We start from the raw sequence: 13,228 nt of genomic DNA, 5'->3' as shown, positions 1-13,228 counted from the left end.
TCCGCCGTCAGCGCCCCAGTTCATCGAAGGTCGCGTTCTGGATCGCGTAGGAGCGCCAGTCGTCGTGGTCGAAGTGCCACCACTCGGCCTCGTACACCGTGAACCCCTCTGCCTCCATCGTCCGCCGCAGCAGTTCGCGGAGCCAGCGCTGCCGGGAGGTACCGCCCGGATAGTTCGGGAACGAGCGCGGGGAGAACTCGTCGTACGTGCCGACCATGTCGACGGGCTCGCCGGTCGCGAGGTCGAACAGGTTGAGGTCGATCGCCGAGCCGCGGTTGTGGCGCGAGCCGCTGGCGGGGTCCGCCACGAAGATCCTGTCGGACTCGGGCGTCGCGTCCCAGAACATCTTCGTCACGTACCAGGGCCGGTATCCGTCGTGGAGCAGAAGCCCGTATCCGTGCTCGGCTAGCGCGCGGTGGGCCCGGGCGACGGCCTCGGCGGCGGGGCGCTGCAGGAAGACGCGCGGCTCGTCGTAGAAGACGGACGACATGAAATTGTTCGTCGTCGCGTAGCGGACGTCGAGGCGGATGCCGGGTTCCAGGGACGTGACCTCGACGAGTTCGGACTCCCGGAACGACCCGGTCTCGGCCGGGGGTGAGGCGGCCTGGGCTTCGGCCCGCAGCTGGGCCACCGGGCGCACGGGGTCGATCCGGAAGGTGCCGCCCGCTTCGGTCCCCACCTCGCGGCGCGCGAAACGGACGGAGGCGGCCTCCACTTCGGTGGCCCGATCCTCGGCGTCCCGCGTGAAGACGAGCCGCTCGCCGTGGTACAGCCCCCAGTCGGGGAAGGCGAACGCGTCGCGCGACACCTCCTCGAGAGGATAGAGGAAGAACCACTCGATGAGCGCGTGGAGGCGGCCCTCGCGCTCCAGGATGTACAGCACGTTGTGGTCCCACCCGTATTCCCCGATGAGTCCGGCCCAGCGGGCGGGGACCTCGGGGGGAGGCCCGGTCTCGGTGCGCCGCGCCAGGCGCCGCGGTTCGTCGCCGGGCGTGGTTCCCGGCGCGGTTGTCGGCGCATCCCCGATGGCGAGCAGGTCGTCGCCGTCCCGCAGGTAGCGGGCACCGAACGCGAGGCGATCGTCGACGATCAGGGTGTCGCCCCGGGTGCGGACATTGAGGGTCGCGCCGCCACGGAGCGGGGTCAACGCCAGCCGGCCACCTCGCGCGTCGAGTTCAACGCCGTCGTCTCCCTCTCCGTAGACGCCTTCCAATTCGAGCGCGAGCGCCGGATCGATGGGGTCGGTGCCGAGGAGCGGCGCCTCGGGGAGCGGCCCGCCCGCCTTCGCCGCGAGCATCAACTCGAGCGCGGCGTCGGCCACGCGTCCCGTCACCGTGTTCGTTCCGTCGACCGCGGAGACCGCCACCACCCCGATCCCGGACTCGGGCAGGAAGGCGAGTTGGGTCGAGAAGCCGTAGATCGCCCCGCCGTGGCCGAGCCGGCGCTGACCGGCGCGCTCCTGGACCGCGAACCCGACGCCGTAGCCGCTCGTCGCCCCCACCGCCGCGAACTGCGGGGCCCACATGGATTCGAGCGTCTCGGGCTGGAGGATCCGGCCGTTCTCGCCCTCGCCCCCGCGGAAGAGGGCGGACATGAAGCGGGACAGGTCGAGCACGGTCGAGTACATGCTGCCGGCCGGGGACATCCCCAGTTCGAAGGTGGGTGCGTCGAACAGGCCGCGGTCGAAGCCCCACATGTACGCCCTGGCGAGGTCGTCGACGACCTCCGGTTCGGGCGTGAACGCGCTGCTCGTCATCGCGAGCGGCTCTAGGACGGCGCGGCGCACGTAGTCGGCGAACGGCTCGCCCCTCGTGACCTCGAGGGTGTAGCCGACGACCGCGATCCCGGCGTTGGAGTACTTGGTGCGCTCCGTCGGCGGGTAGATCTGCGGCGTCCCGTTCAGGCTCGCGACGGTGGCGGCGAGGTCGGTGCCGGTGTCGTCGAAGTAGTGGCCGGCGGGGGGCTCCCGGATCAGCCCGGAGCGGTGCGACATGAGCTGGCGCAGCGTGATCCCGGTGCCGGTCGGGTTCTCAGGCGCGAAGTCGGGCACGTAGTCCCTGACCGGCACGTCGAGATCGAGTTCGCCTCGCTCGACGAGCTGCATGACCGCGATGTCGGTGAACAGCTTGGACACGGAGCCCACCCGGTACACGGTCTCCGCCGAGGCGGGGATGCCGCGCTCGGGATCCTGCGCCCCGAAGCCGGCCGCCCACACGACGTCGTCCCCGTCCACGAGCGCGATGGAGAACGCCTCGAGTCCCTTCTGCTCGCGCTCCCGCTCGATCATCGAGGTGAGCGCCGCGGCGACCTCGGCGTAGTCCGCCCGCGGTTCGACGCCGGCGCCGGAGCCCGGGGAGCCGGGTCCCCCGGCATCGGGTGCGCACGCGGCGGGGACCGCGAGCAGGGCTGCGAGGAGAGCCGCGAGGAGGTCTCGGTGCAGGCGGGCGCCGCCCCTCGGGAAAGCGCCGTACCGGCCGCGGGTCTGGCCGTCGCCGCCGATGACGAGACTCCCAAAGTACGTGGTGATCATCTGCCAACTCTCTCCTGCTCGGAACCCGGGACCCCGGAACCTACCGGCCCGCCCGAAGCACGGGAAACCGCCACCCGGTCGTCCATTCCGGTCCCTGTCGGGGCCTGATGACGCTGCGTTCACGAGCTGAAGCAAGCTGGCGTGTGGACCTCGGGAGGCGGAGGACGGAGGGCCCGTCCCGGAGGATCGCGGCCGGCCACGGTGGCGATCCGCGATCCGGCCTTCCCGACCTGAAGATAGGAAAGATCATGCGAAAGCGACGATGGGTGCTGTTGGGCCTCAACCTCGTGCTCGGCACCGCCATCCTGGCCCAACCCGGCCAGGCGGCGTCGGCGTCGGCGTGCTACTCCGGCGACTGCCTGTGCGAATGTGCGCAGGAATGGGGCGAATGCGTCGTGAACGGTGGCTGGGACTGTAACATCCGGTTCTCTCGGTGCATCGCCAAGAAGTGCGTCCTCGTCTAGTCTAGGCGCGCACGCCGTCACGGGCGTGCGACGAGAAGGGAGGTGAGAACTGCGACGCCGTGTACGCCATCCCCGGGTTCTCCTCGCGACATCGGTGCTACTGGCGGCGTGTCTGGAGGGGAGTCCCGACCGCGGGGGTTCAGCCACGACCGAGGCGGACGCCGCGCCCCTGCGCGCGGGGTTGCCGCGGCTGAGTCTGGGAAGCTGGACCGGAGACGGGCACACGGACTTCCATGATGTCGTGGGCGCCATCGTGGACCGGCGGGCCGGGATTCTGGTCGTGGCGAACGGCGGCGACGCGACGATTCGCACCTTTGGCCTCGATGGGGGGTGGCGCCGTGCGCGCGGCGGGACCGGACGCGGCCCGCAAGAGTTCGGGGACCTGACGGCGCTGTTCGAATATCGGGGCGATTCCCTCCTCGCCTTCGATGAACGAAGAGACGAGGCGTCCGTGTGGTCGTACGCCGATGGGGACGTGCGTCGGATTGCGGCCCCGAGTCTCCCGGAGGACAGCCTGCGGTACCCGAAGTTGTACGGTGCCCTGGCCGACGGGCGACTCGTGTGGACGGCCGAGAAACCGTACCGCCAGCCGGACGAAGTCGGCGAATCGCATCCGGATACGATGCTCATCTTCCTGACGTCGCCCGGGGGAGGGGGCTTCGACCCGATCGCCCGGACGTTGGGCAGGCGGCACTTCAGTTACGCAGCCTCCATCCACCAGCAGGGGAGGGCACCGTTCTCGCCGGAGGAGTTCGTGCTCCCTCGGGACTCGGTCATCCTGTTCGGGTCGACGGAGCGGGCTCGGGTGGAGCGCGCCTCCGGTACGGGGACCCCTCTGGAACCGATCATGTTCTCCCTCCCTCCGCTCCCGGTGACCGGCTCCCATCGAGCGTGGGAGATCGCGGAGCGTCGCCGAGTGTTGAACAGCCGTCCCCTGCCTCCCTCGCTGGTGGAAGGTCAGACGGCGGTCCTCGACATCCTGCCCTTTCCCGACTCCTTCCCGGTCCTGGGCGAGGTGGTTGCCGGGCACGACGGACGCGTCTGGGTGAGGGGTTACCGGCCGCCGGAAATGGACTCCACGCGTGTTCGGGATGAACCGTCCGTGTGGAGCGTGTACGCGGGACCGGGCAGCCGAGGCCGGGACATCGAGTTCCCCCCGGGGTTCGACCTGATGTGGGCCGATGAACTGGAGGCGGTCGGTATCGTGCGAGACGAGTTCGACGTGGAGCAGGTCCTGATCGTGCCGCTCCCGGCGGCGGCCCGGGGTAGGCGAGAGCCGTGAAGCGGCCAGGGATCCAGGACATCGGACTCGGGGTGTGCTTCCTCCTCCTGGCCATCATCGCGTTCCGGCCTGCGGGGGTGCTGGGCAGCCGCCTCCGGGCGTGGAACGCCGAGCGGCAGGTGCTGGCGCGCCATCGCGCGGAGTGGGAGGAGGCCGCTTCCGGCAGGAGGAGTACGCTCGGGAGCGGCGGCGCGCCCGTGATCTTCGAGTTCAGCGACTACCAGTGTCCCTTCTGCCGGGCCTCGCACCAGACCGTGAGCGGGTGGGCGACCGCCGGCCGGGCGACGGTCGTGTTGGTGCACGTCCCGCTCTCGGACCGCTCGAGGGAGGCGGCCCGGGCGGCCATCTGCGCGGAGGCTGGAGGCGCGTTCGCGCGCATGCACGACTTCCTGATGACGAACGAGGACTGGCAGGCGGCGGAGGTGGACTGGGAGGCCGCCGCCGAGGCGGCCGGCGTTCCGGCGGGAACGCGTTTCGCTCGCTGTCTGGAGTCGTCGGCGACGGACGAGCGCCTGGCCCGGGACTCCGCGCTCGCCGTCCGCTGGCTCGTCACAGGTACCCCGACCTTCGCGTCCGACCACGCGAGGATCGTCGGACAGGCGTCGCAGGCCGACCTCGAGAACCTGCTCGGCCGGTAAACCCGCCGACTTCCTTGTTGAGACCGGGTTGACGCGCCGGGCCATTATGGCGCGGACCTCGGGGCGGCAGGGGACGGAGGGACCGTCCCGCATGGTCGGGCCCGTGTTGCGTGGGGCTCGAAGCGGCGCCGCCCGAATGAAAAATGGGAGGACGATGATGAAGCGACGATGGGCACTCCTGGGTTTCAATCTCCTGCTGGCCACGGTCATCCTTGTTCAGCCCGGCCAGGCGGCGTCCACATGCGACTACAACGCATGCACATGCGCATGCCTGGAAGTGTGGGACGCGTGCGGGAGCGGCGAGACGTGCGACCGCAGATACAACAAGTGCATGAAGAAGACGAAGTGCAAGCCGAAAATCGAAATTCTGTGAGGGACCACACGGCGAGGGCCGTGGTCGTCGTGCCGGCGGCCGCGATCCTCGGCTCCCTCGCGGGCTGCGGCGAGCCGCCGGTCGAGTGGCCGGAGTCGAGTCCATTTCCCACCGAGGAGATTCAGCTCGGCATGACGCTTGCCGATCTCCGCATCGCGCGTCCCGACATCGTGATCGATCCGGACGAAGGTTCAATCGAGGATGCCTACTACGGCAATTGGCTGCACTACGGCTTCACTTCGTGGGGCGCGAACGGTCCGGTCCCGCGGTCGAGGCTCGTCTATGTCGACCTCGTCCAGACCGACCTGACCCGGGAGAGGGCCGGAAGCTGGTGGTCCTCAAGGGTCGCCGACCTGTCCGCGGATCTTGGCGTGGAGCCCCGCTGCACGACGATGGAAAACGGACGCCTCACCTGGCGGCGCGCGACGCTGCGGCCCCTGGACTCACCGCTCGCCGCCGCCGTCGAAATGCACGTCATGGCCGACGCGCCGGGATCCGCTACCGCGGAGCTGACCACGCGGATGTGGCTCCCCGAATACGCGACCCCGCTCGCCGACGCCACGGACCCGTCCGGAGGGGGGAATCAACTGCCCCGCTGGAGGCCTTGCGCCGGCGAGTGACGTCGACTGCGTCAGGGCGTTGAGCAGTTCATTCGACTCATACATCCTTGCAAATCCATTAGTATATACTGCAAATTGCAAGGATGCTGATACCGAGAAACGCCCTGCACGACGTAGAGCGGGCGCTAGGCCGCCAAGCGGCCGTCGCTCTCCTCGGGGTCCGGCAGGTGGGGAAGACCACCCTGGCCCTCGACATCGCCCGGCGGATGGATGCCGTCTATCTCGACCTGCAGACCCGATCGGACCGCGCCAAGCTGTCCGATCCGGGGTTCTTCCTGAATCAGTACGAAGACCGTCTCGTGATCCTGGACGAGGTGCACCGGGTGCCCGCGTTGTTCCCGGAGCTTCGCGGCCTCATCGACCGGGGCCGCCGCCGCGGACGGCGGACGGGCCGGTTCCTCGTTTTGGGCTCGGCCTCCGTCGAGTTGCTCAGGCAGGCCGGGGAGAGCCTCGCCGGCAGGATCGAGTTCGTGTCCCTCGGTCCTCTCGGCGTGCTGGAGGTGGCGCCCGGCGCCGCCACCTCCACGTCCCTCTGGGTCCGGGGAGGGCTGCCCGACAGCCTCCTGGCCGGGAGCGACGAAGACAGCTTCGCCTTCCGGAGGAACTTCATCCGCACCTATCTGGAGCGCGACGTGGGGGAGTTCGTCCAGAGACGCCTGCCGCCAGAGACCCTCGGCCGATTGTGGACGATGCTCGCGCACTGGCAGGGCGGGCTGCTGCGGGCCTCGGAACTGGCCAGGAGCCTGGGGATCAACACGGCGACGGTGGGGCGCTACATCGATACGCTGACGAGCCTGTTCATCCTGCGGCGGCTTCCCCCGTTCGTGGCGAACGTCCGCAAGCGGCTCGTCAAATCGCCCAAGGTCTACGTGCGGGACAGCGGTCTCGTGCACGCGCTCCTCCGCATCGGCGACTTCGATACGCTCGCGGGACACCCCGTGTCGGGCACCAGCTGGGAGGGTTTCGTGATCGACAACCTGCTCGCGGCCGCGCCGCCGGACACCGGGGCGAGCTTCTACAGGACGGCGGCAGGAGCGGAAATGGACCTCGTACTGGAGCTTCCGGGCTTCACGAAGCCGTGGGCCGTCGAAGTGAAGCGAGGCCTCGCGCCACGCTCGAGCCGGGGGTTGCGGAGCGCGATGGAGGATCTGAAGCCGGAGCGCACCTTCGTCGTCTACGGAGGCAACGAGCGCTTCCCCCTCGGCCCCGGGATCGAAGCGATCGGCGTGCGGGAGATAGCCGAGCTTCTCGCCGGCCTGCGGACGCGGTCCGCGCGGGAGCCGTAGCCATGCCCACTTGTCTGCGCGGGCCGATGAATCTTGTCGAGCAGCCCCGTATCGTGATCCGGAACTATTTCGCCACCGGGAGCTATGGTCATGCACGATCCGCCCCATCCCGGGGAATGGCCCTGACGCAGGCTCGTCGAGCCCGCCTCGGAGAGATCGACGATCCCGGTACCATCGGACTCCCGTCATGGATCACGCGGCTCGGGTCCGGTGATTTCGTCCTCGCCACCCCCGAGAACGGTGCGGAGATGTTGGTCTACGACGCCGAGGGTCGTTACCGGGAGAGCTTCGGCCGGAGTGGGGAGGGGCCGGGTGAGTTCGTCGCCCCCGGCATGGGCAGGCTTCGCCCCTCGCCCGACGGAGGCGTGCTGATTCTGGATCCCATGACGCGGCGGATCACGAGCCTGTCAGCCACCCGGGAGCTGCTGGGGGCAACGCAAATCGGCGACATGATGGGGATGAACTTTCTCCCCGCGACCTCCGGGTCGGGCTTCATCGTCGGGGGTTGGGGCGGCTCGGCCGACGGGACTCCGGGTGGCGTTACGAGGATGATCGACGCGGAGGGTGTTACGCTCGCGGACGTCGGCGACCTCCCGCACGAGCGATGGCTGCAGCAGTTCTTCTTCTTCCCCATGACGACCGATGGGGAGGGCAGAGTGTGGCGGGCGCGGCCGAACGAGTACGTCGTGGAAGCGTGGGATCCCGAGGACTCGGCCGTGGACATCAGGCTGGAGGGGTCGCCCGACTGGTTCACGCCCGGTCCGCCGCAGCCGGGCTACCCGCTCGAGGCGCCCGGTCCATCGGTCATCGGGAGCCTGGCGTACGACGAGGGGCTGCTGTGGATCGCGACTTGGGTGGCCGACAGCGAATGGGCGGAGGTCGCCGGTGCGCGCTGGGAGGACGGAGCCCTGGATGGCAACAAGCTGATGGACACGGTCCTCGAGGTGATCGACCCCCGCACGGGCGCGCTGGTCGCCCGCACCGTGCACGACGAGTTCCTCTGGAGGACGGGTGACGGCGCCTTCCTGTACGCCCTCCGCCAGGATGGCCTGGTTCCGCGGGCCGTACTCTACTCTCCCTCCTTCGAGGGCGAGGAGTGCCCGCCCCAAGATCTGTCCGTACCTCCGCGTGCGTTGTCAGCGGCGGTGGTGCAGGCTCGTCGAGGCCCGGGAGCGGACGAAGGCCGGCGTCCACAGTCGTTGACGACGGCGGGGGAGGACGCAAGCCACCGCACGATCTTCCCGACGGCGCGGCCGGTCAGATGGACTGCCTGAGCAGTTCGACGAGTTCATCGGCGTCGAGGCGGGCGGGCGCGTCCGTCCCCTCGAGCAGGCGGTCGGCGAGGTCGCGCTTGCGGCTGTGGAGGTCGACGATCTGTTCCTCGATCGTGCCCTTGGCGACGAGGCGGTAGATCGTTACGGGTCGCGTCTGGCCGATCCTGTGCGCCCGGTCGGAAGCCTGGTCCTCAACGGACGGGTTCCACCACGGGTCCATGTGGATCACATAGTCGGCCGCGGTCAGGTTTAGCCCCACGCCTCCGGCCCGCGTAGAGATCAGGAACGCGTCGCCGCGGCCCGCCTGGAAGTCGGCGATCCGCTTTGCCCGCGATTTCGCCGGCGTGCTTCCGTCGAGGTACTGGTAGGGGACGCCGGTCTGCTTCAGGTGGTCCTCGATCAGCCGGAGGTGCCGGACGAACTGGGAGAAGACGAGCACCTTGTGGCCGCTGCGGCGCAACTCCGCCAGGATTTCGGCGAAGGCGTTCATCTTCGAACTCGCAGGTGCGTGGCCGGGCGCGACGAGAGCCGGGTTGCAGCAGGCCAGCCGCAGCCGCATCAGGTGGGCGAGCACCTGCATCCGCGCCCGTTCCGCGACGGTGCCGTCCCGGGCTCCGGCGGCGAGATCCTCCAGCGCACGCTGCCGCAGCGCCTCATAGAGCGCGGCCTCCTCGGGCGACAACTCCACATGGTGCGTGATCTCGGTGCGCGGCGGGAGGTCGTCGAGCACGTCGGACTTCAGGCGTCGCAGGATGAACGGGGCGGTCAGACGGCGCAGCCGCGCCCTGGCGTCGGCATCGCCGTCGCGTTCGATGGGGACGGCGAAGTGGCGGCGGAACCGGTTCAGCGATCCCAGCATCCCCGGGTTCAGGAAGCTGAAGAGAGAAAACAGGTCGATCACGTTGTTCTGGATGGGGGTGCCCGTGGTCACGAGCCGGAACCCCGCCTTCAGACCGCGGGCCGCACGGGCGCGCTTCGTGGCCGGGTTCTTGATCGCCTGGGCCTCATCGAGCACGACCGTGCCCCAGTCGACCGCCGCCAGCTTCTCGGCATCAACCTGCAGGACGCCATACGTCGCCACGACGAGGTCGAAGGCGTCCAGGCCCTCCAGGCGCCGCGCCCTGCTGGCGGCCGGGCCGTCGTATGTGGCGATGTTCAGCGTCGGGGCGAAGCGGCGCGCCTCGTCAAGCCAGTTGGCGACGACCGACGTGGGCACCACGACGAGCGCCGGCCCGTCCGGAGCGCGCCGCAGGAGGACGGCGAGCGCCTGAACGGTCTTCCCCAGCCCCATGTCGTCGGCCAGGCAGGCCCCCGCCCCCAAGTCGCCGAGGCGGGCGAGCCACCGGAAGCCATCCACCTGGTAGGGGCGGAGCTCGCCGCGCAGCGTGCCCGGCGTCTCCGGCTCGTCGGCCAGCGCCTCCCGCCACCCCTGAAGCCGGCTTCGCCACCCCGCGTCGGCCGTCAGCTTCGCCCCCTCCACGAGGTCCTCCAGCGCCGGAGCCGCCATCGGATGCAGCCGCAGCGTACCGCCGCGGCGAACCGGGGCGGCAAGCACGCGGAGGTCTTCCAGCGTACGGCGGAAGGCGGCGGTCAGAGCCACATAGGTGCCGTCCTCCAGTTCGAGAAAACGCGAGCCCGGGCTCCGGTCCATCATCTCGAAGATTCGCCGCAGCTCGTAGCTGCGCTCCTCGTCGAAGTCGATCCTGCCCGAGGCCCGGAACCAGTCGCCGGCGGACTTGACGGACAGGCGAAGCGATGGGGTGTCGGCGCGGGCGACGATCCGGAACGACTCGCCCTCGGGCCACAGCGAGCGAACCTCCGCCGCCGCAAGCTGCTCCACCAGATCCAGGCTCTCCGCCGCGCCGGACACCGTCATCGCGTATCCGGGGTCCAGTCCCGCCAACATCGGACACGCGGCCACGAGCTCCCGGGCGGCTGCGGTTTCCGCCGCCAAATCGCGCTCGGCCCGCACCGCCTCGCCGTCTCGGTGCGCAAAGACGCTTGTGCCGCCGGTCCCGGGCGTGAAGTAGGCCGCCGATCCCGGGGCGGGCTCCACCACGACGTCCACCGCCAGACCCGCCCCCCGGGGCGCCAGCCGCACCCACGGCGCAGAGTCGGCCGTGACCCGCGCCTCGCCCGCCGCCGCCATCGTCCCCTGAACGCGGAACTCGCCGGCCAGACCGGAGACCGCGCCCACGAGCCGGTCCCTCGCCTCGACCGGGAGTTCGATGCCCTCCGGCGGGATGACGTCCATCATTTCCTTGTGGGCCGCGCCGAACCGGGTCACCTCGTAGCGCGTCTCCCCCGCCCGCGCGAAACGATAGTCGCCGTCGCCGCGCTCTCGGTGAGGGGCGACCCGCACGCGTAGGCGTCCCTCCTCCTCCTCGACGAGAAGCTCCGGTTCGCGGCGGATGAGGTCGACCTGGGCACCGTCCTGATTGAACAGATGCGGGTGACCGGCCAGGGCGTAGACGCCGGCCATGCCCAGGTAGTGATCCGGTCCCGCGTTCCAAGGATTGCGGGAGTGGCGAATCCCGGCCGCCACCGCCCGGTCCTGCTCGGTGAGAAAGTCCATCTCTCCCGCCTGCTCGGCGAGACGCTTGAGTGCCACCGGCCGACCCTTGCTCCATTTGCCGCTCTTGGCGGCCACCTGCTGTCGGGGCTGGAAGGTGATGTCTCCGAAGTGGCCCGTCCCCAGTATCCAGACCAGGCGGCGCGCGCCGGAACTCGACCGCTTCCTGGGTGTTCCGCCCTTCTGCACGCCGCGGGCCACCTTCTCGATTTCCCTCAGCGGGTACTCCCAGTCCTCGGCGGGCTCGATCAGCGAGACGAGGGTCTCCGGGCCGAGACCCGCCCGCAACTCGGCCTCCCGCGCGGTGATCGCCTGCCAGGCGTCCCCGCCCCGGGCGTGCAGACGTTCGATCCGGTCCAGGACCGCGAAACACTCCGCGGCCAGCCACCTGTAGCCGCTCGTGTCGGCCCGGACCGCGAACTCCACGAGAGCGCGGGCCCGCTCCTCCTCCTTGAACACGTCGAAGCCGCCCACCCAACAGCCCAGCAGACCCTCGAACAGCCGCAAGATGAAGGGCGCCGCGCCGTCCGGCGCCACCCACGCGCCCTCTCCGCGCCGTACCGCGGCCGCATCGCCCACGAACTCCCCGAAGAGCGGCTGGGCCTCCTGCTTCGCGCCGATGCGCAGGAAGCGTTCGAGCGCCGCCGTGTTGCCGGGCGTGTCGGAGCGCACCAGCGCGAGAAGCGACAGCGTGAAGGCGCGCAGGGGCGGGAAGACGTTGCGCTTCCGCGTGCCCGCCTTCTCCGCCGCGACGGCCTCCGTTATGCAGCGGGCCGCCTCGCCATCGTCGCCGCGCAGCATCGCGAGCAGGGCGCGCGTCGCCGCCCGCCCCGTCCTCGCCGGCTTCCCGTCGCGAGCCCCCGCGGGAAGCGCGTCGAACACCGCGAGCGCATCCTCCGGCCGCCCCTCCAGGATCCGGATGAGCGCGATGTCCGCGGCGTGTTGGGCCGGGTCGCGCGAGCACTCGCGCCAGGCCTTCACGGCCAGGTCCGCCGGAGCGGCCGTCTCAATGGCCGAGTCCAGCCAGCCGGCGAGAGCCTCGTCCACGTACGGCGGCGGGAGCCGCCACATCAACTGCCCCGCGTCGGGGTGGGCGAGCCAGCCCCAATCCCGGTACTCCGGCTCCTCCAGATCATGCGCGATCGCGTCGAAGCGGCCCGCGACCACGTGACAGCGGAGCCGCATGATGTCCGGGGCGTCGGGCACTCGCGGGGACCGCCCGGCCGATTCCCGCGCGAACTGCTCCTCGATCCGCGCCAGGTTGCCGTCCTCGAACGCCGCGATCGTCAGGCGGGGCGCCCAGGCCGGATCGGCCGACAGCCCCGTATTGGACCCGGGCCGGTACACGATCCCCGCCTCGTGGACCTCCTTGACCGCCGCCATGAACTCCGTCTGCGTGAACGTGCGGCCGCGCACGGCGACCCGCGTGCGGTAGAGGATGCTGGCCACGCGTCCCCGCCCGAGGTCGTACGGACTCACTACGCCGTACGCCTGGGCCACGAGCCGTCCCGGCGGCGACAGCCTCTCGTAGGCGTCGGGGAGCCTGTCCGCCTCGGGACTGGCGAAGCCGAGGAAGCGCTGCGTTTCGCCTGAAGGGTCGGGGGTCATCGGGGTGCGCTATTCACCGTAGCCGGAATCGGTCGCCGTCACGCCATCGGGGGGCAACACTCGCACCACCGACCCTCCGGAGCAAACCCGGCAGCCATGTGGCAATCGTTTTCGTCGAGATCGCCCGCATCGGACGGGCGGTCCCGGCCGCCCTCTCAAGACCGGGAGAACCTCACGCAGTGATCGCAGGCGCGCCCGAAGGACACCTTCTCGCCCTCCCTCTCGCAGTGGCCGCACCCGTGGCGGCCGAAGAACCAGAGCGCCGGGTCGAGGGCCGCTGTGACGCCCAGATTCTCCGTCGCGCGCCGCACCTGCACATCCACCGCGACGGTGATGGTCTCGATGCGGTCGATCACGGCCCCATCCGGGTTGGCCATGATCCGGATCCACATCGGCCCGACCTTCAGACCGCGGAGCATGGGGAAGCGCGCGCGCCCGTCCTCGTCCCGCGTCTGGAGATCGCGACGAAGTTCCCCCGCGTCGCCGCAACCTTCGTCGATCACGCGCCGCACGGGAGACGCTGGGCCATCTGCCAGGCTGGTGGCGATCCGGAGCCACTCCCAGTCGCTCTTTGGACTTCA

General features: G+C 70.2%; 10 protein-coding genes. 7 read left to right on the top strand and 3 right to left on the bottom strand.

The features are described from left to right. Positions 1 to 7: 7 nt before the first annotated feature. On the bottom strand, positions 8 to 2,530 hold the full coding sequence (locus tag ACPXY0_RS10515) for a serine hydrolase (protein ID WP_423924488.1): 2,523 nt from the start codon (positions 2,528 to 2,530) through the stop codon (positions 8 to 10). 248 nt (positions 2,531 to 2,778) lie between these two features. Between ACPXY0_RS10515 and ACPXY0_RS10510 the strand changes: the two genes are divergently transcribed. The 7 genes from ACPXY0_RS10510 to ACPXY0_RS10480 all read left to right on the top strand — a co-directional run bounded on the left by ACPXY0_RS10510 (position 2,779) and on the right by ACPXY0_RS10480 (position 8,467). Then, positions 2,779 to 2,994, top strand: coding sequence for a hypothetical protein (locus tag ACPXY0_RS10510; protein ID WP_423924487.1), 216 nt, complete (start codon positions 2,779 to 2,781; stop codon positions 2,992 to 2,994). A gap of 94 nt (positions 2,995 to 3,088) precedes the next feature. After that, on the top strand, positions 3,089 to 4,276 hold the full coding sequence (locus ACPXY0_RS10505) for a hypothetical protein (RefSeq protein ID WP_423924486.1): 1,188 nt from the start codon (positions 3,089 to 3,091) through the stop codon (positions 4,274 to 4,276). After that, positions 4,273 to 4,914, top strand: a complete 642-nt coding sequence (locus ACPXY0_RS10500) for a DsbA family protein (RefSeq protein WP_423924485.1) — start codon at positions 4,273 to 4,275, stop codon at positions 4,912 to 4,914. The genes ACPXY0_RS10505 and ACPXY0_RS10500 overlap by 4 nt, the downstream gene beginning before the upstream one ends. A 157-nt stretch (positions 4,915 to 5,071) precedes the next feature. Beyond that, complete coding sequence (locus tag ACPXY0_RS10495) at positions 5,072 to 5,287, top strand: hypothetical protein (RefSeq protein WP_419941035.1); 216 nt, start codon at positions 5,072 to 5,074, stop codon at positions 5,285 to 5,287. After that, positions 5,284 to 5,907 (top strand): hypothetical protein, encoded by a 624-nt coding sequence (locus tag ACPXY0_RS10490; RefSeq protein ID WP_423924484.1) that lies wholly within the window; start codon positions 5,284 to 5,286, stop codon positions 5,905 to 5,907. The genes ACPXY0_RS10495 and ACPXY0_RS10490 overlap by 4 nt, the downstream gene beginning before the upstream one ends. A gap of 86 nt (positions 5,908 to 5,993) precedes the next feature. Beyond that, positions 5,994 to 7,193 carry an ATP-binding protein gene (locus ACPXY0_RS10485; RefSeq protein ID WP_423930658.1) on the top strand — a complete coding sequence of 400 codons (1,200 nt, stop codon included), beginning with the start codon at positions 5,994 to 5,996 and terminating at the stop codon, positions 7,191 to 7,193. A 2-nt stretch (positions 7,194 to 7,195) separates the two neighbouring features. Continuing rightward, positions 7,196 to 8,467 carry a hypothetical protein gene (locus ACPXY0_RS10480; protein ID WP_423924483.1) on the top strand — a complete coding sequence of 424 codons (1,272 nt, stop codon included), beginning with the start codon at positions 7,196 to 7,198 and terminating at the stop codon, positions 8,465 to 8,467. Here ACPXY0_RS10480 and ACPXY0_RS10475 read toward each other — a convergent pair. Both ACPXY0_RS10475 and ACPXY0_RS10470 read right to left on the bottom strand, forming a co-directional pair. Beyond that, the gene (locus ACPXY0_RS10475) at positions 8,451 to 12,647 is read right to left on the bottom strand and encodes an SNF2-related protein (RefSeq protein WP_423924482.1); all 4,197 of its coding nucleotides are present in this window, start codon (positions 12,645 to 12,647) and stop codon (positions 8,451 to 8,453) included. The two genes, ACPXY0_RS10480 and ACPXY0_RS10475, sit on opposite strands and share 17 nt — an antisense overlap. A gap of 155 nt (positions 12,648 to 12,802) precedes the next feature. After that, a complete protein-coding gene (locus ACPXY0_RS10470; RefSeq protein WP_423924481.1) occupies positions 12,803 to 13,150 on the bottom strand; it encodes a hypothetical protein in 348 nt (115 codons plus the stop codon). Positions 13,151 to 13,228 lie beyond the last annotated feature (78 nt).

The sequence above is a fragment of the Candidatus Palauibacter sp. genome (genome assembly GCF_965237495.1).
Classification (GTDB): domain Bacteria; phylum Gemmatimonadota; class Gemmatimonadetes; order Palauibacterales; family Palauibacteraceae; genus Palauibacter.
Note: the sequence above shows the minus strand (reverse complement) of the source record. Positions and strands in the feature narration are given on the sequence as shown.